This is a genomic window from Bacillus sp. FSL W8-0770 (genome assembly GCF_038008705.1).
In the GTDB taxonomy this organism is placed as follows: Bacteria; Bacillota; Bacilli; order Bacillales; family Bacillaceae_G; genus Bacillus_A; species Bacillus_A cereus.
Genome location: NZ_JBBOZR010000001.1, coordinates 155001 through 179869 on the forward strand (window position 1 = coordinate 155001; position 24869 = coordinate 179869).

The window sequence follows — 24869 nt, forward strand, 5'->3', positions numbered from 1 at the left end:
AAAGCTACCCCGGGGATAACAGGCTTATCTCCCCCAAGAGTCCACATCGACGGGGAGGTTTGGCACCTCGATGTCGGCTCATCGCATCCTGGGGCTGTAGTCGGTCCCAAGGGTTGGGCTGTTCGCCCATTAAAGCGGTACGCGAGCTGGGTTCAGAACGTCGTGAGACAGTTCGGTCCCTATCCGTCGTGGGCGTAGGAAATTTGAGAGGAGCTGTCCTTAGTACGAGAGGACCGGGATGGACGCACCGCTGGTGTACCAGTTGTTCTGCCAAGGGCATAGCTGGGTAGCTATGTGCGGAAGGGATAAGTGCTGAAAGCATCTAAGCATGAAGCCCCCCTCAAGATGAGATTTCCCATAGCGTAAGCTAGTAAGATCCCTGAAAGATGATCAGGTTGATAGGTTCGAGGTGGAAGCATGGTGACATGTGGAGCTGACGAATACTAATAGATCGAGGACTTAACCATATAATATGTAGCGATGTTATCTAGTTTTGAAGGAATATACATTAAAATTTCTTCTTGACATTTCGAAAGAAATGTTTATAATGATAAAAGTCTGGTAATGATGGCAGAGAGGTCACACCCGTTCCCATACCGAACACGGAAGTTAAGCTCTCTAGCGCCGATGGTAGTTGGGACCTTGTCCCTGTGAGAGTAGGACGTTGCCAGGCTAATATTATTCCGCAGTAGCTCAGTGGTAGAGCTATCGGCTGTTAACCGATCGGTCGTAGGTTCGAGTCCTACCTGCGGAGCCATTATGCTTCCATAGCTCAGCTGGTAGAGCACTTCCATGGTAAGGAAGAGGTCACCGGTTCAAGCCCGGTTGGAAGCTTGGGAATAGGTTTAAAACTTTTTTGGCCCGTTGGTCAAGTGGTTAAGACACCGCCCTTTCACGGCGGTAACACGGGTTCGAATCCCGTACGGGTCACCACTTTTGGAGGATTAGCTCAGCTGGGAGAGCACCTGCCTTACAAGCAGGGGGTCGGCGGTTCGATCCCGTCATCCTCCACCATATATATTTAAAATGTCGGAGGGGTAGCGAAGTGGCTAAACGCGGCGGACTGTAAATCCGCTCCTTCGGGTTCGGCAGTTCGAATCTGCCCCCCTCCACCATTTTCTTTAAAATAACCTGAGAGGGTTTATTTTTTTGAAAAGATAACCATACTAGTAAATATTAATGGGCTATAGCCAAGCGGTAAGGCAACGGACTTTGACTCCGTCATGCGCTGGTTCGAATCCAGCTAGCCCAGCCATTTACGAGCCATTAGCTCAGTTGGTAGAGCATCTGACTTTTAATCAGAGGGTCGAAGGTTCGAGTCCTTCATGGCTCATCATTTTTGCGGAAGTAGTTCAGTGGTAGAATACAACCTTGCCAAGGTTGGGGTCGCGGGTTCGAATCCCGTCTTCCGCTTAATTAATAAGGGGCCTTAGCTCAGCTGGGAGAGCGCCTGCCTTGCACGCAGGAGGTCAGCGGTTCGATCCCGCTAGGCTCCATCTAAATAAAAAAGCTTACATCATATGATGTAAGCTTTTTTTGTTTTTAAAAAGACAACTTTTATACTTGTCGTTTAAAATGAAGAAAACGTAAAAATAAGGGATGGGGAGATAATTGTGAAAGTTGTTATTGCATCTGATTCATATAAAGAAAGCCTAAAAGCTATAGAAGTATGTGGAGCTATTGAAAGAGGTTTTAGAGCAATTTTTCCTAATGCAGAGTATGTGAAAATACCAATTGGAGATGGAGGAGAAGGGACGGTTGAATCACTTGTTGATGCTACAGGGGGGAGAATTATATCAATTAGTGTGACAGGACCGCTTAGAGAAGGTATACAAGCTTTTTATGGCATTTCTAAAGATAAAAAGACAGCGTTTATTGAAATGGCAGCAGCATCAGGATTACAGCACGTTCCAGTAGAAAAGCGCAACCCACTTATTACAACGACAAAAGGAACAGGAGAACTTATATTACATGCGCTAGATCAAGGAGTGGAGTACATAATTTTAGGACTTGGAGGAAGTGCTACAAATGATGGTGGGGCAGGTATGTTAGCAGCTTTAGGAGTAAGATTTATAAATGACAAGGGTGAAGTAATAGATCCATCTGGAGGCACATTACATTCGATTGTTGCTATTGATTTTTCACGAATGGACCCACGCTTAAAGGGGGTAAAGATAGAAGCGGCATGTGATGTGGATAATCCATTAGTCGGAATGCAGGGAGCATCTTTCATATTTGGGAGACAAAAGGGTGCAAATGTAGAGATGATGAAAGAGCTAGATGAGAATTTACAACATTATGCGAATATGCTTAAACAATATGTATCTTTTGATGTATCTGAAATACCTGGTGCAGGGGCAGCGGGAGGAATGGGAGCGGCTGTTATTTCAGTGTTAAAGGGAGACTTGCGGAGGGGCATTGAAATTGTATTAGATTACACAAATTTCAATAAACATATAGAAGATGCAAATCTCATTATAACTGGTGAAGGTAGAATAGATAAACAAACTGCATATGGAAAGGCTCCTGTGGGTGTTGCGGGGCGTGCGAAACGTTTTTCGGTGCCTGTAATTGCTATTGGAGGGTCTGTATCATCTGATTATTCAGCTGTGTACGAGAAAGGAATAGATGCGGTATTTAGTATTACAACGAGACCGATGACACTAGAAGAAGCATATAAAGTAGTAGAAGAAAATATTGAAATGACAACAAAAAATATTGCAATAGTATGGAAAATAGCATCAGAAAAACACTTCTAAATGTAGGAGTGTTTTATTATTATTATTTAATAATAGTGATTGCGATTGTTTCATTAAGTTAACTTTATACATAGAATAGTCTTAAAATTTTGTTTTCAGCATAAATATAAGTGAATAAATTGTATATCCATACAGAAAAATGTCGAGTTGAGTCAGACTATATAAAAGATTTAAAATATTTAGTGAAGGCATAAAAGGGGGATACTATCTATGAAAAAAGAAATCTCAGTTATTGGAGTTCCAATGGATTTAGGACAGATGCGTCGTGGAGTTGATATGGGACCGAGCGCGATCCGTTATGCAGGGGTAATTGAAAGAATTGAAGAAATTGGATATGACGTTAAAGATATGGGAGATATATGTATAGAGAGAGAAAAAGAGATAGATGAAAATACAAAATTAAGAAACCTTACACAAGTTGCAACTGTATGTAATGAATTAGCAAGTAAGGTGGATCATATTATAGAAGAAGGTCGTTTTCCACTTGTATTAGGTGGTGACCATAGTATTGCTATCGGTACATTAGCTGGTGTAGCAAAACATTATAAAAACTTAGGCGTTATTTGGTATGATGCACACGGTGATTTAAATACAGAGGAAACTTCACCATCTGGAAATATTCATGGTATGTCACTTGCAGCAAGTTTAGGTTATGGACATTCTTCACTTGTAGATTTATACGGAGCATATCCAAAGGTGAAAAAAGAGAATGTCGTAATTATCGGTGCGCGTGCATTGGATGAAGGAGAAAAAGATTTCATTCGCAATGAAGGTATTAAAGTGTTCTCAATGCATGAAATTGATCGGATGGGGATGACGGCTGTTATGGAAGAAACAATCGCATATTTATCTCATACTGATGGTGTACACTTATCATTAGATTTAGACGGTCTTGATCCTCATGATGCACCAGGTGTTGGAACGCCTGTAATTGGCGGTCTATCTTATCGTGAAAGTCATTTGGCGATGGAAATGTTAGCAGAAGCTGATATTATCACATCTGCTGAATTTGTTGAGGTAAATACGATTTTAGATGAGAGAAATAGAACGGCAACAACAGCAGTTGCTTTAATGGGTTCTTTATTCGGTGAAAAACTAAAATAAATGTAAGAAAAGCAACTGAGAAGTTGCTTTTTTTATTTGAAAATAGGCGTATAATAATGATTTATATTATACTGTACAATAAAAATGGTTGACATCTTACCAATTTGAGCTAAAGGGGGTTGTTTGTAATTGTCGTTTGTTTCATGTATGGTATAATTAACTAGTTGTTGGAAATACATACAGATAGAGCATAAAACAATATTTCAATATATGGATAGAATTGCTCGTAAGTAGGAGGAAGGGATAGCATGCCTTTTGAAGATACGACCATTTTGAAATATCTTAGTACGGCATTAGATATTGCCATTGTATGGTTTATTATATATAAGCTAATTCTTATAATCCGAGGGACGAAAGCTGTTCAACTTTTAAAAGGGATTACAGTTATTATCGTCGTTAAGATGATCAGTATTTTCCTTGAATTGCGTACGCTATCTTGGCTAACTGAACAAGTATTAACGTGGGGATTTTTAGCCGTTATTATTATCTTTCAGCCAGAATTGCGAAGAGCACTTGAGCAGCTAGGGCGCGGAAGTTTATTTTCGCGTGTTGGAACACATGAGGATGATGAACCTGAAATGGTTGCAACAGCGATAGCAAAAGCAACCGAATATATGGGGAAACGTAGAATTGGTGCATTAATTACTTTGTCAAAAGAGACCGGTATGGGTGATTATGTGGAAACGGGTATTCCGCTGAATGCAAACGTATCGTCGGAATTACTTATTAATATTTTTATTCCAAATACACCTCTTCATGACGGAGCGGTAATTATGCAAGGAAGTACAATTAAAGCAGCAGCATGCTATCTTCCATTATCAGAAAGTCCGTTTATTTCTAAAGAATTAGGAACTAGACATCGTGCTGCAATGGGAGTTAGTGAAGTTACTGATAGTATTACAGTAGTTGTGTCTGAAGAAACTGGTCAAATTTCTTTAACGAAAAATGGTAAGTTGCATCGTGATTTGAAGACAGAACAGCTGAAGGATATGTTATTAGCTGAATTTAGTGGAAACGAAAAAACGACTTCTTCGTCTTTATGGAATTGGAGGAGAAAGCGTCATGGATAAGTTAATGGAGAATCATTGGTTTTTAAAAGGGATCTCATTACTATTGGCGTGTATGCTTTTTATGTCAGCGACGTTAACTGAAAAAAATACGACATCAGGTATATTACCTTTTGCAAATGATACGAAAGAAACATTAACTAATTATGCTATTAATCTTAAGTATGATGAGGAGAAATATATTGTAAGTGGTATTCCAGCAGAGGGCGTTAAGGTGAAATTAGAAGGCCCAAAAGCATCAGTTGCTACAGCAAAAGCAAAAAAACAATTTGATATACCGATTGATTTGCGAGATAGTCCAAAAGGAACTTATGAGATTTCTTTAAAAACGAACGGGCTTCCAGATGATGTGAAAGGAACAGTTCAGCCATCAACAATTAAAGTTACTCTTCATGAAAAGGCGAGAAAATATGTTCATGTAGATCTGAAATTATCAAATGAGGATCAGATGCCAGCGGGGACTACACTAGAAAAATCAAGCCTTAAACCGGATACTGTTGAGGTAGTTGGGACGAAAGAAGAAATTGAAAGTATTTCATCTGCCAAAGCGTATGTTGATTTAAAAGGTGTTAATAAAACTGTTACAAAAACGCCCGAAGTTACATTATACAATAAAGAAGGAAAACGTTTAAATGTAAGAACAAGTCCATCTAAGATTAGTGTAACGTTGAATGTGGCAACGCAAACTACAGCCAATAATACTGAAAAAACTGTTCCTGTAACGTATACGAAGAAGGGGAGTTTAGCAGAAGGATTGGCAGTTACAAATATCAGTGTTGAGCCGAGAGAAGTAACGATAGCAGGTCCAAAAGATATTTTGGATAATATACAATCGCTAGAGGGGGTCGAAGTAGATCTTAGTCAATTGACAGAGTCTACAACATTCGATGCCTCTGTTTTATTACCCAAGGGTGTAACAAGTGCAAAACCGAATCAAGTGAAGGTTTCGGTGGGAGTGCAAAAAACAAAACAAACGAAAACAAAAACGATTGATGGTATCCCAATCCAGAAAAATGGACTTTCTAAAGATGTTACTGCTCAGCTACTTTCGCCGCAAGATGGAAAGATAAGTGTTGATATTTCAGGAGAAGCAAGTATAGTAGATAAAATAACAGCTGCTCAAATAACAGCGGTAATTAATCTGCAAAATGTATCTCCAGGAACGAAAGATATTTCCATTCAAGTGAGTGGTCCTGGTAATATTTCAATAGAGCCAAAACAAAAAAGTGCTAAAGTTACTATTGTGAAGAAAGAAAAACCAGATAAAGAAGTACAGGGTAACGGTCAACAACCGGATTCAAACACCGATCAAGAAAATCAAAATGAGAAACCAAAAAATCCTGAACCTGATTCAGAAAAAGAACAGGAAAAGAATCAAAACCAAAATCAAAATCAAGATAAAGATAAAGAAACGAGTCAAGAACCAACAGTAGATAATCACAATCAAAAAGAGCAAGAAAAAGGAGCGAATCATAATGGGTAAATATTTTGGTACAGATGGAGTACGCGGAGTTGCAAATAAGGAGTTAACACCTGAATTAGCTTTCAAAATTGGACGTTTTGGTGGTTATGTATTAACAAAAGATACAGATCGTCCAAAAGTAATTATCGGTCGTGATACACGTGTATCTGGCCATATGTTAGAAGGAGCTTTAGTAGCAGGGCTATTATCAACTGGAGCAGAAGTAATGCGCCTTGGCGTTATTTCTACACCGGGCGTTGCTTATTTAACAAAAGCACTAGACGCACAAGCGGGTGTTATGATTTCTGCATCTCATAATCCAGTACAAGATAACGGTATTAAATTCTTTGGTTCAGACGGCTTTAAATTAACAGATGAGCAAGAAGCTGAGATTGAAGCTTTATTAGACAAAGAAGTTGATGAACTACCACGTCCGACAGGTACTAATCTTGGACAAGTGAGCGATTACTTTGAAGGTGGACAAAAATATTTACAGTACATTAAACAAACTGTTGAAGAAGATTTCTCTGGCCTACATATCGCTTTAGATTGTGCACATGGTGCAACTTCTTCTCTAGCTCCATACTTATTTGCAGACCTAGAAGCTGATATTTCAACGATGGGAACTTCCCCAAATGGTATGAATATTAATGAGGGTGTAGGATCTACACATCCAGAAGGCTTAGCTGAATTGGTAAAAGAAAAAGGAGCGGATATAGGACTTGCTTTTGATGGCGATGGCGACCGTTTAATTGCTGTAGACGAAAAAGGAAACATCGTTGACGGTGATCAAATTATGTTCATTTGTGCGAAGTACATGAAAGAAACTGGTCAATTAAAACATAATACAGTTGTTTCAACTGTTATGAGTAACTTAGGTTTCTACAAAGCACTTGAAGCAAATAATATTACAAGTGATAAAACAGCAGTTGGTGACCGCTACGTAATGGAAGAAATGAAGCGCGGAGGTTACAACCTAGGTGGAGAACAATCAGGCCATATTATCTTACTTGATTACATTACAACTGGTGATGGAATGTTAAGTGCACTTCAACTTGTAAACATCATGAAAATGACGAAAAAGCCATTATCTGAGCTTGCAGGAGAAATGACGAAATTCCCACAATTGCTAGTAAACGTTCGTGTAACAGATAAAAAATTAGCATTAGAAAATGAAAAAATCAAAGAAATTATTCGTGTTGTAGAGGAAGAAATGAACGGTGATGGTCGTATTCTTGTTCGTCCATCTGGAACAGAGCCACTTATTCGTGTAATGGCAGAAGCACCAACACAAGAAGTTTGTGATGCATATGTACATCGCATTGTAGAAGTTGTGAAAGCCGAAGTTGGCGCTGAATAATTAGCTGAATTTATATGAAAAAGGAGCACAAAAAGTGCTCCTTTTTCATATGTTTTATAGACGATGAAAAAAATTTCATTGACGGTTTATCCATGTTTGTTATAAGATGGTCTTGTTCTTTTTCTCAAAGGAAATATTGTAAATTATAAAAGCGCCAGAACTACAAATAGTGTAGTTGACGAGGTGGGGTTTATCGAGATTTCGGCGGATGACTCCCGGTTGTTCATCACAACCGCAAGCTTTTACTTAAATCATTAAGGTGACTTAGTGGACAAAGGTGAAAGTGTGATGAGAGAAGAGGAACGGATGAAAACTAGCTGTATAAGTATATACGGACTTAAACCCAATCGAGAGGAAGGTGAAAGCCGTTACAAGCTTACAGGGCTAGCAATATGTAATCCGTTTTTTAGTATAAATAAAAATGGTATCGGACTATGTCGTTACATGTTCGCAGAGCAGTGTAAGCATTTGTAACGGCGACTAAACATGTGTGGAATCGTAGGATTTATTGGAGAGCAAGATGCAAAGGAAATTTTATTAAAAGGTTTAGAAAAGCTAGAATATCGTGGATATGATTCAGCAGGTATTGCAGTACAAGCAGAGAACGGTGTTGTTGTATACAAAGAAAAAGGCCGTATCGCAAAACTTCGTGAAATCGTAGATGAGAACGTAGCAGCAAGCGTAGGTATCGGACACACACGCTGGGCTACACACGGTGTTCCAAGTAAAGTAAACGCGCATCCGCATCAAAGTACATCAAAACGCTTTACATTAGTTCATAACGGTGTAATTGAAAACTATGAATTAGTGAAAAAGGAATATTTACAAGATGTAACGTTCGTAAGTGAAACAGATACAGAGGTTATCGTACAGCTTATGGAACAACAAGTGAGCACAGGATTAAGTGTAGAAGAAGCGTTCCGTAATACGCTATCTCTTTTACATGGCTCTTATGCAATCGGATTACTTGATGCTGAAAATCCAAACATGATTTATGTTGCTAAAAACAAAAGCCCGCTATTAGTAGGTGTTGGTGACAACTTTAATGTTGTGGCAAGCGACGCTATGGCGATGTTACAAGTTACAGATCAATTCATTGAGTTAATGGATAAAGAAATCGTAATCGTAACGAAAGAAAGTATTACAATTAAAAACTTACAAGGTGAAACGATTGAACGTGCACCGTTTACAGCGGAATTAGACGCAAGTGATATTGAAAAGGGAACATATCCTCATTTCATGCTTAAAGAAATCGATGAGCAACCACTTGTAATCCGTAATATAATTCAAAAGTATCAAGATGAAAATGGCGAAATTGAATTAAATCAAGACATCCGCAATGCGATTTTAGATAGCGATCGTATTTACATCATTGCATGTGGAACGAGTTATCATGCAGGTCTTGTTGGAAAACAATTTATCGAGAAGTTTGCAAAAATGCCAGTTGAAGTACACGTGGCAAGTGAATTCTCTTACAACATGCCATTATTAACAGAAAGACCATTCTTCATTTACATTTCACAAAGTGGTGAAACAGCTGATAGCCGTGCAGTACTTGTACAAACAAATGAAATGGGTCATAAAGCATTAACAATTACAAACGTGCCTGGTTCTACGCTTTCTCGTGAAGCTGATTATACACTTCCGTTATACGCTGGACCAGAAATTGCAGTTGCATCAACGAAAGCTTACACAGCACAGCTTGCAGTACTTTCAATTTTAGCGGCTGATATTGCTAAAGCAAAAGGTGAAGTTCTTGATTTCGATTTAACACACGAACTAGGACTTGTAGCAAATGCAATGATAGAACTTTGTGATCAAAAAGAAGAAATGGACGCATTAGCAAAACAATTTTTAGCAACAACGCGTAACTGTTTCTTCATCGGCCGTAGCGTAGACTTCTACGTAGGATTAGAAGGTGCGTTAAAACTAAAAGAAATCTCTTACATCCAAGCAGAAGGATTCGCTGGAGGAGAGTTAAAACACGGTACAATCGCTTTAATTGAAAATGGTACACCAGTTATCGCACTTGCTACACAAGAGCACGTAAACCTTGGAATTCGTGGTAACGTGAAAGAAGTAGTAGCACGCGGGGCTAACCCATGTATCATCTCAATGAAAGGCTTAGAAATGGAAGGTGACAGCTTCGTATTACCAGCTGTACACGAAGCGCTAGCACCGCTAGTAGCAGTTATTCCATTACAACTTATCTCATACTACGCAGCACTTCACCGCGAGTGTGACGTTGATAAGCCACGTAACTTAGCTAAGTCTGTTACTGTTGAGTAGGAGATTGGTAGGTTAATAAATATAGTTATGCGTTTGAAATAAATTTTGATAGTTTATAAAAAAGTCTGATCGTTTATAATAAATTAAAACTAAGAAAAGAACTCTGTAAAAATCATTTTACAGAGTTCTTTTAGTTATTTATTGTTTTACATAACAAATTGTTACTTGTTCGTCTATGTGGAAAATCTGTAATGCTTTACCATCTAAATTTTTAACCTCATATGATGAATAAATAGGTCTTTCCAATTTCACTTCTTGACCATTTTGAGTTCCTTTTTCCACCATTAGCGTTAACTGATGGGAAGAAACGTCTGCTTGGTATGTTCCTGTTAAGTAATTATCTTTATTTGGATAAGAACCATTTGCATATGTTTCAAATGTCTTATCTGCTTTTAGGACTAACGTAGTTTTGACTCCGTCTCCGTAATCAATACCCCAATTACCTACAAGCTCTGTACCGTCTTTATAGTTGTTCTGTACATTCTTAAACTTAGCCGAACCCTCGTCTGGTGTATCAATTTTTCCTTTGAATATACCAGTTTTATCTTGGGTACTGTATGTTTTAACTGTATTACCACTAGATAAACTCGGTGAGTTAGAAGAACTAGTACCACTTGTTGTAGAAGTAGTTGTTGAACTACTCTTAGCTTCCGCTTTTAACTTATCAAATACAGGTTTCCAAATGCGTTTTGCTTCATCTAATTTATTGTTTGCTTTATCTATGATTGCATCATCCGTATCTTTAAGTGTTTTAGAGTAATCAAATAACTTCGATACTTCTTTGAAAGATTCTTTTAACTTTTGAACAGCTTTTACAATTTCCTTATGATCTTCCTTGTATTTTCCTGGTGCATCTATACGCTCTATTTTATTAAATACTTTATCTAAGTCTTTAATACTATCTCGTACCTCTTCATTTGACTTACTTCCCTTTTTATTATCCCTCACAGAAGCATCATAGTAATCTAGACGTCTTAATAAGTCTTCTTCAATGTCTACCATAAGTTGTGGGTAATCCTCAGGTAAAACCATAATCATCTTAACATCTTTACTTTCTTCTTTTGAGTTAGTTGATTTTTCCTTTGTTTCAGATGATTTACCTTCTGTCTTAGTTTCTTTACTTTCTTGTTTACCAGATTCAGCATTTGTTTTTTCTTTTTCTCCAAATAAACTAGTTACACTACAAGCTGACATAGAAACTACTAATCCGGATGCTAGTAAAATTTTACCTGTACTCTTTTTGAAATTCTTCATATGATTTTTCAATTCTCCCTCTAAAAACATAAAATAGATGTGCTTTAGCCCCTTTAAAACTAAAAAACATACCCCTTCTATATTTATTTTATAATACCTTTCTATGTGTAATATTTTACAATTAATTACAGATTCGGTCAAAATTTATCTTAGTTTAACGATGTTCACAAAAAAGATGCGAAGCTTTATTCTTCAAGTAAAGATTCTAAGTGAGTTTTGATTAAAATTTTTTTATGAAAATCTCATACTTAGTTAAAAAGAGTAATTCTATTTTGATCAATCGTTTTTTCAAAATGAATTTTTTTGTTGTTAAATAAAGATTTGTGACTTCATTTTTATCAAATTTTATTCCAAACCAACATATAGTTATAGCTTTAAAATAAATTTACAAATTTGTATCTAAAAGGGGTGTTTTTGTGTCGAAAAAGAACATCTAAAATTGATAAGCGGAAAGAGCCCTATAGATTAAAGTTTTACTTTATCGGATTCACTTTTATTTATCTGAATTTTCCGTTACTATTTTAAGTATCCGTGAACAATTTCCTTTATTACGACAAGAAGAGACGGTAGATTCATGGACATTACAAGGGGGCTTATTATATGAAAGTGAAAGCAAAAACATATTTAAGTATAGAAGAGATTATTTCATTACCAACCGTATCAAGTACAAACATAAGTGATGATGGTAAAAACGTAGCATTTGTTAAGAAGACGGCTGATTGGAAAGACAATACATATAGGAATCATGTATGGATATATGAAAAAGATAAGAAGCAGAGTTACCCATTATCAAATGGGGATATAGATAGTACACACCCATTATGGTCTCCAGATGCTAGGTGTATCGCATATCTTAGTCCAGTTGGTGATGGGGAAAATCAGATATTTGTTAAGTCGCTAGATGATTATAGCGAAGTTCAAATTACTGATGAGAAAGAAGGAGTCAGTACATTCGAATGGGGGCCTACTGGCAAGGAGCTTTATTATGTTACGCAGTCAAAAGAATGTGAGGAGATAAAGAAACGTAAGGACCTATATGGAGATTTTCAACATATTGGTAAGGAACACCAGAATAATTGTTTATATTACATTGAAATAGAAAAGGTGATACAAAGTGATACAGATGAACACGAGAACAGAGTTGTTTATCAATTAACGGATGGTAAGGATTTTCATATCCATGAATTTGATATTTCAAATGATGGTAAAAAGGTTGTATTTATGGCGACACCAAGCTCAAATATGGCAGATTATATAAATGGAGATCTATACATACTCCATATTAAAGCTGGAGAGCTACAAAAGCTAAATGTGGATAAATTGTTGGGAGGGAGTGTTTGCTTTTCTCCTGACGGCAGTAAAATATGTTACACAGCAAGCATAAGAGAGAAGGATTACTATAGAAACCATATACAAGATAGTACGTTAGAGATATATGATATAAATACCGGAGAGGTAATTCAACCTGTAACAGATTTTGATAGTACGGTTATGCCATTACAGTGGACAGCTAAAGGGATTTTAATTAGGTGGCAGAATAAAACGAATTATCTTATTGGATTGCTAGCCGAAGATGGCACTGTGGAAATATTAAGCGAAAAAGTAGATGGCTTTATAATGGATGCTTCTATAACAAAGGATGGAAATCATATAACCTATAATAAGGCTATAACAAATGAAACCTTTGAAATCTATTTAGACGATAAAAAAATAACGGATGAAAATAGCTTTTTCAAAGGGAAACTTAAAAGTAACAGGGAAATCATCTCATGGAAAAGTAGTGATGGTCTTGAAATAGAAGGTGTTTTATCAACGCCAGTAGAGTTTGACACTAATAAAAAATATCCTTTATTAGTAGTAATTCACGGTGGTCCGGCTTGGGCATCTTTTCCGATATTTTCAGACTGCTTCAATGAGAAATATCCGATTGAACAGTTTGTTGAAAAAGGCTTTATCGTTTTAGAGCCAAATTACAGAGGAAGTTCAGGTTATGGTAATGAATTTTTAAAAGCTAACTATAGAAAACAGGGGATTGCTGACTACGACGATGTTATATCAGGAGTTGATAAACTAGTTGATCAAGGGATAGTAGATAAAGATAGAGTAGGAGTTATGGGATGGAGCAACGGTGGATATGTATCAGCTTTCTGTTCTACATTTAGTAGCAGGTTTAAAGCTATTTCAGTTGGCGGTGGAATAACTAACTGGAGTACCCATTACGTAAATACAGATATACCTTACTTTATTAGAATGTATTTAGGAAATACTCCATGGAATGATCCAGATATATATACGAAGACATCACCTATGACGTATATTAAATCAGCTTGTACGCCTACCTTAATTCAACATGGGGAAAAGGATGCAAGAATTCCAATTACAAATGCATATGATCTATATCAAGGATTAATGGATATGGAAGTTGATACAGAATTAATTATATTTAAAGGAATGGCATATAGTTCTGACCAACCAGGAGTTCATGTGGCTATTATGAAGCAGAACTTGAGGTGGTTTTCACACTATATGCTTGAAGAGAGTATGGAGGGTTTTAGGACTTTGTAATAGATGTTTGTACAAGATATATGATCGAAACGGTCTTCATATTGAGATGATTTATTATAAAATATATACTTAAACTACTATCAGTACATATATCAGGGAGGACTAATATGACAGGAAATAAAAATGACTTATTAGTAGAAAAACGTGAAGAGTTATTGAAAGTATTGCAAGCTCGTTTTGAGAAAAACATGAACCGCCATGAAGGTCTTGAATGGGCTAAAGTTGAAGCGAAGATAGAAGCTAATGCTGAAAAATTATGGTCACTTAACGAAATGGAAGTAACTGGTGGTGAGCCGGATGTTATTGGTTATGATGAAGAAAAGGACGAATATACTTTCTATGATTGTTCAAAGGAGAGTCCTAAAGGCCGCAGAAGTCTTTGTTATGATCTTGAAGCGTTAGAATCAAGAAAAAAGCATAAACCAGAAAATAACGCTATTGATGTTGCCAATGCTATGGGCATTGAACTATTAACGGAAGAACAATATCGGGAATTGCAACAACTTGGAGATTTTGATATGAAATCATCGAGTTGGGTACAAACACCTTCAGATATTAGAGAGCTTGGTGGTGCTCTATTTTGCGATTATCGCTTTGGACATGTTTTCGTGTACCACAATGGAGCAGACTCTTACTATGCTGCCAGAGGTTTTCGTGGTTCGTTAAAAGTTTAAATTAGGATAAATAAGAAAAAGAGCCTATATTCAGGCTCTTTTTCTTATTTATATTTTAAAAGTAAATTCTTACTACGCAGTTTTACTTAATTTATATATTCCGTGGTTGTTTTTACGGAAAAGTTTAGGGAAAACATAGCCATCTAATCCAATACGTCCAGCGTTCTGCCCTGCAACTAAAATGAACATAGTCAAAATAAGCAGGTTTGGGTTTACACTAACAGTTCCGCTTAATAAAAATGAAAGATTCATTATGATTCCGAAAAATGCAGCTGTTTTTGTTAATCCGCCTAAAATTAAACCTAGACCTACTAAAATTTCTCCCCATTGAACTAAAAAGCTAAATAGGTCTGCGTTTGGAAGGACAAAATGTTGAAGGAAATCTGCCCACCAACTTTGTACTGCAGGGTGGTCCCCTGATGCTTGAGCAATAGCACCCTTTAGAAAGCCACTTGCGTCAAAAGATTGTCCGAAGACTTTGCCTATCCCAGCAGCGAACCATGTATATCCTATGTAAAGCCGTAAAAGTAATAATATGAAAGTAGCACGTTTATCAGTTCTTAAAAAATTGATAACCATTGAAATCCCTCCAATATTGTATTTACACGTTTATTATATATCCAATGTGAAAAGATTCACAATGGAGAGAATGTGAACAAGGATAGGTTGTGAATAATTGTTTTATTTTTTGTAACATTTTATCTGCTTTGATAAACTAAGAATAGAGATATATGTAAAGGAGACAAAGACTCAATATGTGGATGAACTTGTAATGATTAGAAACTACTAGATAGATAAATTTTGCTCTCATAAGCGAGGGTTTATTTAGTTATCTGTAAATCATTCAAGGAATGCATATTTGGCTTGTACATCCCTTTTATAAGGATAGGTGTCTATTTTATGTATCTGTCTTTTTTGTGGGAAAGTTTATATCTCTTATATAAAATATGCGTCCTTTAAACTTGGAGGAGTATATGATGAACCAATTAAAAAATAAAGTAGCAGTTATTACAGGGGTAAGTCGTCTAGATGGTATAGGGGCAGCGATTTGTAAAGAATTAGCTGAATCAGGATACGATATATTTTTTACGTATTGGACAGCTTACGATAAAGAGATGCCTTGGGGCGTTGATAAAAATGAACAAATACAATTAAAAGAAGAGTTACTAAAAAACGGTGTTAAAGTATCAAGTATGGAGTTAGATTTAACTCAGAATGATGCACCAAAAGAGCTTATAAATAAAGTTACTGAACAATTAGGGTACCCTCATATATTAATTAATAATGCAGCATATTCTACGAATAATGATTTCTCTACGTTGACTGTTGAAGAATTAGATAAGCATTATATGGTAAATGTTCGTGCGAGTACCCTGTTAAGTAGTCAATTTTCTCGGGGATTTGATAAGAAATCTGGTGGTAGAATTGTTAATATTACTTCGGGGCAATTTCAAGGTCCTATGGCAGGAGAACTAGCTTATGCGACAACGAAGGGAGCTATTGATGCTCTTACTAGTACGTTGTCAGCAGAGGTAGCTCATTTAGGAATAACAGTGAATGCAATTAATCCAGGACCAACCGATACAGGATGGATGACTGAAGAGATAAAACAAGGGTTAAAGCCGATGTTTCCTTTTGGCAGAATTGGTGAGCCAAGGGATGCAGCTAGACTCATTAAATTTCTAGTAAGTGAAGAAGCCGAGTGGATTACTGGGCAAGTTATTCATTCAGAAGGTGGATTTAAAAGATAAAAAAGAAGGCATCTCACCAGGGTGAGATGCCTTCTTTTTTAATCTTTCTTCAATCTTCGTGCAACACCATTCCCTAAAGACTGTAATCCTTGAACGAGGATAATTAAAATAAAGACAGTTGCATACATTACTTCAGGCTCGTAGCGTAAATGTCCGAAGCGGTATGCTAAATCCCCTAGCCCGCCAGCACCTACAAGGCCAGCCATTGCTGTTGCGCCGATTAAGCCGATCGTTGCGATTGTTAATCCGAGTACAAGGGAGGGACGTGCTTCTTTCACCATAACGTGCCAAATGATTTTTATAGTAGAAACGCCCATCGCTTGGTAGGCTTCAATGACACCGCGATCGACTTCTAGTAAAGCTGTCTCCATTAAACGTGCGATATAAGGGGCTGTGAAGACGACAAGCGGTACGATAACACCTTGCACGCCAATGGACGTTCCCATTAGAAACTTTGTAAAAGGTAAGATGAAGAATAATAGAATGATAAATGGAAGAGAGCGAATGATATTAATAATTGTATTAAGAATAGGATAGATGATTTTATTTTCACGTTGCCCACCAGGTCTCGTTAAAACAAGTGTGACGCCAAGTGGCAGTGCAATAAGGATCGAGATGAGTAATGAAATAGATGTCATTTGAAATGTTTGGATTGTTGCTTCCCATATGACTTTACCCCATTCATCCAAAAAGGACTTGTTTCCCATAGTCTGTTCTACCTCCTTCTACGATGATTCCTTGCCCTTGTAAAAATGATAAAACACGGTGGATTTCATTTTGTTCCCCTTGCATATGAACGACTAGTTTCCCATATGTTTCATGTTTTAACTGCGTAATATTACCGGATAAAATATTCGGATACACTTGGAAACGTTTTGTGGCAACGGCTAAGGCAGGTTCCCCTGAAGTAGTGCCAATAAATGAAAGTGTTACAATTTCTCCAGTACTTTGTAGTTCTTTCTGTACCTCTTCTGGAATTTTCGCTGCAAATGCGCTATTTACAAATTTCTTCGTTGTTACATGTTGTGGGTTTGTGAAAATATCTTTTACAGTCCCACTTTCGACTACAGATCCATGTTCCATAACAGCAACGCGGTCACATATACGCTGGATGACATTCATTTCATGTGTAATGAGTAAAATCGTAATTCCGATTTCTTCGTTAATCTTTAATAACAAATCAAGGATAGAATCGGTTGTTTCGGGATCTAATGCGCTCGTTGCTTCATCACTTAATAACACTTCAGGTTCATGTGATAGCGCACGAGCAATTGCAACACGCTGTTTTTGACCACCAGAAAGTTCGCTTGGATACGCATCTTTTCGATTAAAAAGATCGACAATGCGTAAATACTTTTCTACTCTTTTTTCAATTTCTGCTTTTGGAATGCCAGCAAGCCGTAACGGTAATGCGATATTTTCATAAACGGTAACAGTTTTAAGTAAATTGAATCCTTGGAAGATCATTCCGATTCTTTGTCTCGCTTTTGCTAGTTCTTTTGTCGATAATGTTGTTAAGTCTTGTTGGTTTACAATGATATTTCCTGTCGTTGGTTTTTCTAATAAATTTACACATCGAATCAATGTACTTTTACCAGCGCCACTATACCCAATGATTCCAAATACCTCGCCTTTTTCTACTTTAAGGGAAGTAGACTTAAGAGCCTCAACATTCCCTTTTTTTGTTGTAAATACTTTGGATATGTTTTGTAATTCAATCATTATCGTCAGCTCCTACCAAGATGGTAAAACTGAACCATCAAATTTTTTCTCGATAAACTCTTTTACTTCCTTAGACTGATAAGCTTTCTTTAATTTATTTACAACGGCATCATCTTTATTTTCAGTACGAACAACGACCCAGTTCACATATGGTGAATCTTTTCCTTCGCGGAAGATAGAATCTTTCGCTGGACTTAATTTTGCACCTAATGCAAAGTTTGTGTTAATAGCAGCTGCTTTCACTTCACTTAGTTGTGTTGGTAATTGAGATGCCTCTAATTCGACAATCTTTAATTTTTTTGGATTTTCAATTACATCTTTTGCAGTCGCTTTTTCTGTAGCCTTCGGATCAACTTTTAAAACCCCTGCTTTTTCAAATAATTTTAAAGCTCGAAGTTCATTCGTTGGGTCATTTGGTACAGCAATTGCGTCGCCCTCTTTTAAGTCTTTTACATCTTTTATATCTTTAGAATATACGCCCATAGGGAATGTTACTGTTGAAAATACTTCAGCTAATTTCATATTGCGTTCAGCTTTAAATACATCTAAATACGATTTCGTTTGGTAGCTATTTACATCAAGGCTTTTTTCATCTAAAGATACGTTTGGCGCTACATAATCATTAAATACTTTTATATCAATTTCGAGACCATCTTTTGCTGCAACTTCTTTTACCTTTTCAAAAATTTGTTCATGTGGTCCACCTGTTACACCGACAGTAATCTTTTTCTCGTCTAATGCTTTTACCTCTTTATCTGAACTCACGCTACATGCGCCTAATAATAATACTGCTCCGCTTACAATGCTTAATAATACCTTTTTCATCTATAAATCCCCCTTCATATACGTTCCAAAATAAAAAGCACCTCCCAAAAATAAGAGAGGTGCCGAATAGACGAAATAGATTCCTCTCTTATCTTCCAAAACGAAAACTCGTTTTGCAGGAATTAGCACCTTAGCTTATACGTCATAAGCTCGGTTGCCGGGCATCATCGGGCCAGTCCCTCCGCCACTCTTGATAAGAGTATGTGTATGTAGTTTTGAATATGGTACTAATAGTAAATCTTACAAAAAGAATTGTCAATAATATTTTCAGAATATATTTTACTTTAAGGTAATCGAAACGTTCCCCTTTTTATGTCCTTTTTCTACATATATATGAGCTTCAGCAATTTCTTCTAATCGGTAAGTTCTATCAATAACAGGTTTTAGCTTTTCTGTTTCAGCTAGTTGTTTTAGCAGGTTCATATCTTCTTTACTGACCTTTGCCATCATTCCGTTCACAGATACATATTTTCCATTAGGCATTAATGCATCTGTACAAAGAGACTTTTTATATTTTCCAACTGCATCAAATATAATATCGTAGTGCTCGCCCCGCTTAGTAAAATCTTCTTTCATATAATCAATTACGTTGTCTGCCCCTAAAGTTGTTACTAAATCGAAATTCGAACTACTACAAATGGCTGTGACAGTCGCCCCGAAGTATTTAGCAAGTTGTATGGCAGCTGTCCCTACTGACCCAGAGGCGCCATATATAAGTACTCGTTGCCCTTTTTTTATCTGTCCTTTTCTAAGGAAGTGCAATGCTGAAGTTCCGCCGAAAGGAATAACGGCAGCTTCTTCATATGTCACATTGGTAGGTTTTAATGCTATTAATCCACTTTCATGCACGCATGTGTATTCCGCATAACCACCAAGGTTTAGTTCTGTTAATGCAAAAACTTGATCTCCTTTTTTAAATTGTGTTACATCTGTTCCAATGTCTTCAATTTCACCGGATAACTCTACGCCAAGTATAGGTTTTCTCGGTTTTCTGAAACCTAATATGATCCGCATAGGAATCCAAAATAAGAGTGGGCTATTAAAGCCACGTATTCTACAATCTCCAGTCGATACACTTGTTGCGTGAATTTTAACTAATACTTCATTTTTTTTAGGTTTAGGCTTTTCTACATTTTGAAGCTGGAGAACATTAGGTGGTCCGTACTTTGTACAAATAATCGCTTTCATAATGACCTCCTGAAATGAGTTGTTATTATTTACATCATATTTAAACTTTTTCTCAAACATGTTGTTATATAGGAAATAAATTTAAAGATAAATATTACGAATTATATAGATTTCATAGGAAAAGAGATGATATTATTTTTGGGAAGGAGGGGACGTTATGAAAAAACTTATTTTAATTTCAAGTTTAGTACTTGCAGTCGGTCTAGGAGTAGGGTGTAGTAATGAGAAAACAAAAAAGACTGACGAACCGAAAAAAGAAGCTGTGCAGAAAGAAAAGGAATTAACAGCGAAGGATGTTTTTAATAAAGCGAATGAAGCTTTTAAAAACGAAGAAAATGTAACGATGACATATGATGTGGGAATAAAGGCTGAAGGAACAGAGATGAATGTAATAAAGGCTAAAATGCAACTAGAGCCGAAGAAAAAAAATTCTCGTTCTGAAATGAATGTTTCTGGTACAGAGGTTGTTGTTTATGATGTGGGTGGCAAAATTGCTGGTCAGTTAAAAAATCCTAATACGGGTGAAATTATGTCTGTACCAGAGGAACAATTGAATGCTAACGGAATGAACGCGACTCAAGGAATGGTAGATAATTTAGAGATTCCATCGGAAATTTTAAATAAAGTGAAGATGGAGAAAAGTGGAGATAATTATAAGCTGAAGTTTGCATTAAAAGGGCAAGAGACAGAGAGTATGTTAGCTAGTATGGATGAAAAGCAGAAACAAATGCTACAAGGCCAAAATGCAAAGATAGAAGAAATAGATGGGGAATATATTATTACAAAAGATTTTAAATATGAATCAGCAAAGATAGATATGGTTATGAGTAGCAATGGTGAGGATAAAGCGCACATTATTACGGATGCAAAGTTTACATCGTATGATAAATTTGATCCAATACAATTGCCAGCAGCAAAGTAATCACTGTCAAGAGAGGTACCTGAAAGAACGGGTATCTCTTTTTGTTGCTAATAAGGAGAGTGTCCTTTGAAAAAAAGAAAGATAGCAGTGGTCATTGTCGCATATACGGTTTTGCTTGCAACGTCTGTACATACGTATAAAAAACAAATTGATCATCCTATTATGAGTGATGTAGGTAAATTGCTTCCGACAAAAATAAAACGTGTTGAAGGTGCTACGGAAGAGCACTCGTTAATAAAATTAGTGCGAGATGCAAAAGTTTCAGGAGAGAAAATTTCCATTGCAGGCATGCAACATAGCCAAGGAGGACAGACATATTATCCGAATGGCACGATGCTCGATATGAAAGGATATAATAAAATATTAGAATTTGATCCAGAGAAGAAGCGGATTACAGTTCAAAGTGGTGTCACCTGGAATGATATTCAGAAGAAAATAAATCCTTATGGCCTTGCGGTACAGGTCATGCAGTCTCAAAATATTTTTACTGTTGGCGGTTCATTAAGTGTAAATGTACACGGGCGTGATATTCGTCATGAGGCACTGATTGATACAGTAGATTCATTTAGATTGTTAATGGCAGATGGCACGGTACGTAATGTAAGTAGAGAAGAAAATGCAGAGTTATTTCCATATGTCATTGGGGGTTACGGTTTATTTGGAGTTATTTTAGATGTGACGCTGAAGTTAACAGATGATGAATTATATGAAATGCACACGAGAATGATAGATTATAAAGAATACGCATCTTATTTCAAAGAGAAAGTGAAAAGAGATGAGAATGTTCGTATGCACTTAGCGCGTATTTCTGTTGCTCCAAATTCATTTTTAAAAGAGATGTATGTGACAGATTATACTTTGGCACAAAATCAAAATATGAGAGAAGAGTACAGTGAATTAAAGGAAGAAAATATTATAGCTGCACCGAAATTTTTACTTGGTTTATCACGTTATAGTGATTGGGGAAAGAATACATTTTGGGATATACAAAGAGGTTATTTTGAACGTACAGATGGAAATTATGAGACGCGTAATAATGTTATGAGATCAGATAGTGCTTTTATGGAATATGAAAATCCAAATAGGACCGAAGTGTTACAAGAATACTTTGTGCCTATAGATGCTTTCACAGAGTATATAGATGATTTACGTAACGTATTAAATGAAGAAGAGTTTAATTTACTCAACATTACGATTCGTTACGTGGAAAAGAATGAAAATGCAGTTTTGTCCTATGCGAAAGATGATATGTTTGCGCTGGTTCTTTTGATTAACCAGGGACGCTCAGAGAGTGAGATAAAGAAAACAGAGGATGTCATTCGAAAGATGATTGATGTTACTTTAAAGCATAATGGTAGTTACTATTTGCCGTATTATTCTTATCCAACGAAAGAGCAGTTAAAGAGGGCATATCCTCGCATTGAAGAATTTCTCAAGAAAAAGAAGGAAGTAGATTCAGAAGAGAGATTTGTGAATTTATTTTATAGGGAGTATACGAAATGACATATAGAAGATTTGTGGCTTCGCAAAGTATCATCATGATGGCAGGAAGTATGGTATTTCCTTTTTATATATTATTGCTTCGAAACGTTGGAAATAGCTTCTCGCAATTTGGCTGGGCGTATGGCTTATTTGCTTTAACATCAGCACTTGTATATCCACTAGTGGGAAAGGTATCTGATCAAGTAGGGGATAAAAAATTATTAATCATATACGCTTGGTCCATGGCAATCTTAATGCTTTGCTTTCCAATTGCCACGGAAGTTTGGCATGTGTATATTCTTCAAATTGTAATGGGCGTTTTAGGTGCTGTGCAGCGTAATACTGAGAAGACTTCGTTAGCACGAAAGGTTGCGCAGGAAAAGGCTGGTTATGAGATTGGAAAATACCATGTGTGGACATCCATTGGCGGAGCAGTAGCGGTTATTGCCACGGGATATTTAGTAGATTTCTTTACAATTGGTACAATTTTTTATATTGCATCTATTTTATATGTAGTGAGCGGGATTGTATTAAGTAGTAAAAAAATATAACTATTCCTATTTTCACCTTAATACCCTTTATTTGTTATACTAAAAGGGAATACAAAAGAAAAGGGGACAGTGCCTTTGATGAAATTTGTAGTTTTAGCTATTCTTACTTTGTTTTTGATTCCATGGACAAGAAGTAGTAGTAAGCTTCGAGCAGTGGATAAGAAGGGAGATAAGAAGGTTGTAAAGGGTAAGAAATCATCTATTTTAGTTATTCCTGTTTTATTTTGGATAGGTATTGCAATCTATGAATACTTTTGGCTAATTGATGATCGAGTAGATTCGATTCTTACTCATTATTCTGTTGCAGTAGCAATTTTAATTGGGCTTGTTTTATTTTCACAAGATCAAATAGGGAAATTAGAAGGTACATTAAAAGGACTTCTAATGTTTATTTTACTCGCAAGTTACGGCTACTTTGGTTATTTGCACGATATAGTAATCTCGCAAAAGAAATATGATTCTGTTGTTAAGGTAGAGAAAGATATTTCAGAGCCATTTACTGAAAATGACCAGCCGTTTACAGTGCCGCCAAAGACAGCGGAGAATAAGATGAAAAAAGTATTTGGTGATATTCCAAAAGTAGCTTATTTTGAGCTAGGAGAATTAACGCCACAAATGGTAAACGGCGAAGCTTTATATGTAGCGCCGATTGAAGTTTCAGGTTTTTTTAAAGCACGTAAAGCTGAGACAATTCCAGGGTATGTAACGATGTCAGGTACGAATCCTGATGCGGAAGCGAAACTGCACCTCGGTTATAAAATGAAATATGTGCCAAGCATGTTTTTTGGTAATAATTTAGAGCGTGTGGTAAGGCAAGCAGAACCAAATTTAATCTTTAAAGGAAAACCTAAATTTGAGGTTGATGATAAAGGAAAACCATATTATACAATGACGTATGGTGAATTTATTTCAGGAAGATCTGGATTTGAGGTAGAAGGTGTTGTCGTAGTAGATGCACAAACAGGTGAAGTGAAAAGATATGATAAAGGAAAGGCACCTAAATTTGTTGATGGTGTATTAAATCATGAGACTGCATCTACGTTAAATACGTACTTTGGTAAATATATTCACGGATTTTGGAATACGAAATTTTCACAAACAGATATGAAAATTCCGACTGAGTGGGGAACGAAAGAAGGCGTGACCCCGATTTTTGGTAAAGATGGAACACTGTATTATTTTACAGACTTTACTTCTCCAAAAGAAGGAGTAGATTCAGCTCTAGGCTATTCATTAGTAGATGCACGCACAGGCAAGCTATATTATTATAATGGAAAAGAAGTAAAGGGGATTATGGATGGTTCAGCAGCTACAGAAGTAGTGGATAATTCCTTTAAGAGAGAGAAATGGCATGGGACAATGCCTGTCATTTATAACGTATACGGTAAACCAGCTTGGATTATTCCGGTTGTTGATGACGGAGGCCTAGTACGTGCGCATACAGTTGTATATGCTGCTAATGCAAAAATATTTGCGACAGGTTCTTCGCAGAAAGAAGCGCTTGAGAATTATAAAAACGTAATGAGCGGTAATGGTGATACATTTAGACCAACCTCAACAGGAAAAGAAGCGCAAAAAGAAGGTATTGTACAACGTGTATATAAAGAAAAATCTGGTGAAAATACAATCGTGTACGTACTTTTAGAGAATGAACAAAAGGTATTTATGATACCAGTGAAGAAATTTCCATATGCTATGTTTACAGAAGTAGGAGATCCAATTCAAATTACATATTTAGATACGGGAGAGACGATGGCCTCGGTATCTAAATTTACGAATAGCAATGTGAAAAAGTAAAGCGGTAGAATTTCTATCGCTTTTTTTACATTATGAAAGAGGAAAATGCACTGTACTTGACGTATGTTTATGATGTAACTATAATTGTTACGATTCA

20 protein-coding genes, 9 tRNA genes, 2 rRNA genes and 1 riboswitch (1 of these 32 only partly in view) are annotated in these 24869 nt (G+C 36.5%); of the genes, 25 read left to right on the forward strand and 6 right to left on the reverse strand.

Features of this window, described 5'->3' with window-relative positions; all coding sequences use genetic code 11:
• The 18 genes from NST27_RS00885 to glmS form a co-directional block, all read left to right on the forward strand.
• Positions 1–467, forward strand: a 23S ribosomal RNA gene (locus tag NST27_RS00885) (it extends 2455 nt beyond the left edge of the window).
• A gap of 90 nt (positions 468–557) precedes the next feature.
• Positions 558–673, forward strand: a 5S ribosomal RNA gene (gene rrf / locus NST27_RS00890).
• Between the two features lie 9 nt (positions 674–682).
• Positions 683–757: transfer RNA gene (locus NST27_RS00895), tRNA-Asn, on the forward strand.
• Positions 758–761: 4 nt separating this feature from the next.
• Positions 762–834: transfer RNA gene (locus NST27_RS00900), tRNA-Thr, on the forward strand.
• Positions 835–858: 24 nt separating this feature from the next.
• Positions 859–933 (forward strand) — tRNA-Glu (locus NST27_RS00905).
• A gap of 5 nt (positions 934–938) precedes the next feature.
• Positions 939–1014, forward strand: a tRNA-Val gene (locus tag NST27_RS00910).
• Between the two features lie 17 nt (positions 1015–1031).
• Positions 1032–1115: transfer RNA gene (locus tag NST27_RS00915), tRNA-Tyr, on the forward strand.
• A 65-nt stretch (positions 1116–1180) separates the two neighbouring features.
• Positions 1181–1255, forward strand: a tRNA-Gln gene (locus NST27_RS00920).
• Positions 1256–1260: 5 nt separating this feature from the next.
• Positions 1261–1333 (forward strand) — tRNA-Lys (locus NST27_RS00925).
• Between the two features lie 8 nt (positions 1334–1341).
• A tRNA-Gly gene (locus NST27_RS00930) sits at positions 1342–1413 on the forward strand.
• 10 nt (positions 1414–1423) lie between these two features.
• Positions 1424–1496 (forward strand) — tRNA-Ala (locus NST27_RS00935).
• Positions 1497–1613: 117 nt separating this feature from the next.
• Complete coding sequence (locus tag NST27_RS00940; RefSeq protein WP_000869583.1) at positions 1614–2759, forward strand: glycerate kinase; 1146 nt, start codon at positions 1614–1616, stop codon at positions 2757–2759.
• Between the two features lie 210 nt (positions 2760–2969).
• On the forward strand, positions 2970–3863 hold the full coding sequence (gene rocF / locus NST27_RS00945; protein ID WP_000711563.1) for an arginase: 894 nt from the start codon (positions 2970–2972) through the stop codon (positions 3861–3863).
• A 248-nt stretch (positions 3864–4111) separates the two neighbouring features.
• Positions 4112–4933 (forward strand): diadenylate cyclase CdaA, encoded by an 822-nt coding sequence (cdaA, locus tag NST27_RS00950; protein ID WP_001115697.1) that lies wholly within the window; start codon positions 4112–4114, stop codon positions 4931–4933.
• Positions 4926–6413 (forward strand): CdaR family protein, encoded by a 1488-nt coding sequence (locus NST27_RS00955; RefSeq protein WP_000359595.1) that lies wholly within the window; start codon positions 4926–4928, stop codon positions 6411–6413. The genes cdaA and NST27_RS00955 overlap by 8 nt, the downstream gene beginning before the upstream one ends.
• On the forward strand, positions 6406–7752 hold the full coding sequence (gene glmM, locus NST27_RS00960) for a phosphoglucosamine mutase (protein WP_000521476.1): 1347 nt from the start codon (positions 6406–6408) through the stop codon (positions 7750–7752). The genes NST27_RS00955 and glmM overlap by 8 nt, the downstream gene beginning before the upstream one ends.
• Positions 7753–8040: 288 nt before the next feature.
• Complete coding sequence (locus NST27_RS00965; protein WP_001206405.1) at positions 8041–8226, forward strand: hypothetical protein; 186 nt, start codon at positions 8041–8043, stop codon at positions 8224–8226.
• A 12-nt stretch (positions 8227–8238) separates the two neighbouring features.
• The gene (gene glmS, locus NST27_RS00970; RefSeq protein WP_000334163.1) at positions 8239–10041 is read left to right on the forward strand and encodes a glutamine--fructose-6-phosphate transaminase (isomerizing); all 1803 of its coding nucleotides are present in this window, start codon (positions 8239–8241) and stop codon (positions 10039–10041) included.
• A gap of 138 nt (positions 10042–10179) precedes the next feature.
• On the opposite strand, the gene NST27_RS00975 is transcribed toward glmS, so the two are convergent.
• The gene (locus NST27_RS00975) at positions 10180–11307 is read right to left on the reverse strand and encodes a DUF3994 domain-containing protein (protein ID WP_080009053.1); all 1128 of its coding nucleotides are present in this window, start codon (positions 11305–11307) and stop codon (positions 10180–10182) included.
• A gap of 588 nt (positions 11308–11895) precedes the next feature.
• Between NST27_RS00975 and NST27_RS00980 the strand changes: the two genes are divergently transcribed.
• Both NST27_RS00980 and NST27_RS00985 read left to right on the forward strand, forming a co-directional pair.
• Complete coding sequence (locus tag NST27_RS00980) at positions 11896–13860, forward strand: S9 family peptidase (protein ID WP_000864890.1); 1965 nt, start codon at positions 11896–11898, stop codon at positions 13858–13860.
• 107 nt (positions 13861–13967) lie between these two features.
• Positions 13968–14534 carry a DUF4256 domain-containing protein gene (locus NST27_RS00985; RefSeq protein ID WP_000147389.1) on the forward strand — a complete coding sequence of 189 codons (567 nt, stop codon included), beginning with the start codon at positions 13968–13970 and terminating at the stop codon, positions 14532–14534.
• A gap of 72 nt (positions 14535–14606) precedes the next feature.
• On the opposite strand, the gene NST27_RS00990 is transcribed toward NST27_RS00985, so the two are convergent.
• Positions 14607–15113 carry a DoxX family membrane protein gene (locus tag NST27_RS00990; protein ID WP_000236358.1) on the reverse strand — a complete coding sequence of 169 codons (507 nt, stop codon included), beginning with the start codon at positions 15111–15113 and terminating at the stop codon, positions 14607–14609.
• A 395-nt stretch (positions 15114–15508) separates the two neighbouring features.
• On the opposite strand from NST27_RS00990, the gene NST27_RS00995 reads away from it, so the two are divergent.
• Complete coding sequence (locus NST27_RS00995; RefSeq protein WP_001987627.1) at positions 15509–16285, forward strand: SDR family oxidoreductase; 777 nt, start codon at positions 15509–15511, stop codon at positions 16283–16285.
• Between the two features lie 38 nt (positions 16286–16323).
• Here the strand turns inward: NST27_RS00995 and NST27_RS01000 are convergent, their stop codons facing one another.
• The 4 genes from NST27_RS01000 to NST27_RS01015 all read right to left on the reverse strand — a co-directional run bounded on the left by NST27_RS01000 (position 16324) and on the right by NST27_RS01015 (position 20020).
• Positions 16324–16992, reverse strand: coding sequence for a methionine ABC transporter permease (locus tag NST27_RS01000; protein WP_000527151.1), 669 nt, complete (start codon positions 16990–16992; stop codon positions 16324–16326).
• Entirely contained in the window at positions 16967–18007 is a 1041-nt protein-coding gene (locus NST27_RS01005) for a methionine ABC transporter ATP-binding protein (protein WP_000571622.1), read from the reverse strand. Before NST27_RS01005 ends, NST27_RS01000 begins: the two co-directional genes overlap by 26 nt.
• Before the next feature lie 12 nt (positions 18008–18019).
• The gene (locus NST27_RS01010) at positions 18020–18832 is read right to left on the reverse strand and encodes a MetQ/NlpA family ABC transporter substrate-binding protein (protein WP_000756992.1); all 813 of its coding nucleotides are present in this window, start codon (positions 18830–18832) and stop codon (positions 18020–18022) included.
• An 85-nt stretch (positions 18833–18917) separates the two neighbouring features.
• Positions 18918–19032, reverse strand: a riboswitch (SAM riboswitch).
• A 79-nt stretch (positions 19033–19111) separates the two neighbouring features.
• A complete protein-coding gene (locus NST27_RS01015; RefSeq protein ID WP_000643864.1) occupies positions 19112–20020 on the reverse strand; it encodes an NAD(P)-dependent alcohol dehydrogenase in 909 nt (302 codons plus the stop codon).
• 157 nt (positions 20021–20177) lie between these two features.
• Between NST27_RS01015 and NST27_RS01020 the strand changes: the two genes are divergently transcribed.
• The 4 genes from NST27_RS01020 to NST27_RS01035 all read left to right on the forward strand — a co-directional run bounded on the left by NST27_RS01020 (position 20178) and on the right by NST27_RS01035 (position 24772).
• Positions 20178–20942: a DUF6612 family protein gene (locus NST27_RS01020; protein ID WP_000733612.1), complete on the forward strand. Its 765-nt coding sequence runs from the start codon at positions 20178–20180 to the stop codon at positions 20940–20942.
• A gap of 66 nt (positions 20943–21008) precedes the next feature.
• Positions 21009–22445, forward strand: a complete 1437-nt coding sequence (locus NST27_RS01025) for an FAD-binding oxidoreductase (protein ID WP_000746284.1) — start codon at positions 21009–21011, stop codon at positions 22443–22445.
• On the forward strand, positions 22442–22975 hold the full coding sequence (locus NST27_RS01030) for an MFS transporter (protein ID WP_000222367.1): 534 nt from the start codon (positions 22442–22444) through the stop codon (positions 22973–22975). The genes NST27_RS01025 and NST27_RS01030 overlap by 4 nt, the downstream gene beginning before the upstream one ends.
• 78 nt (positions 22976–23053) lie before the next feature.
• Positions 23054–24772 (forward strand): DUF3981 domain-containing protein, encoded by a 1719-nt coding sequence (locus tag NST27_RS01035; RefSeq protein ID WP_000674048.1) that lies wholly within the window; start codon positions 23054–23056, stop codon positions 24770–24772.
• Positions 24773–24869: the final 97 nt, after the last annotated feature.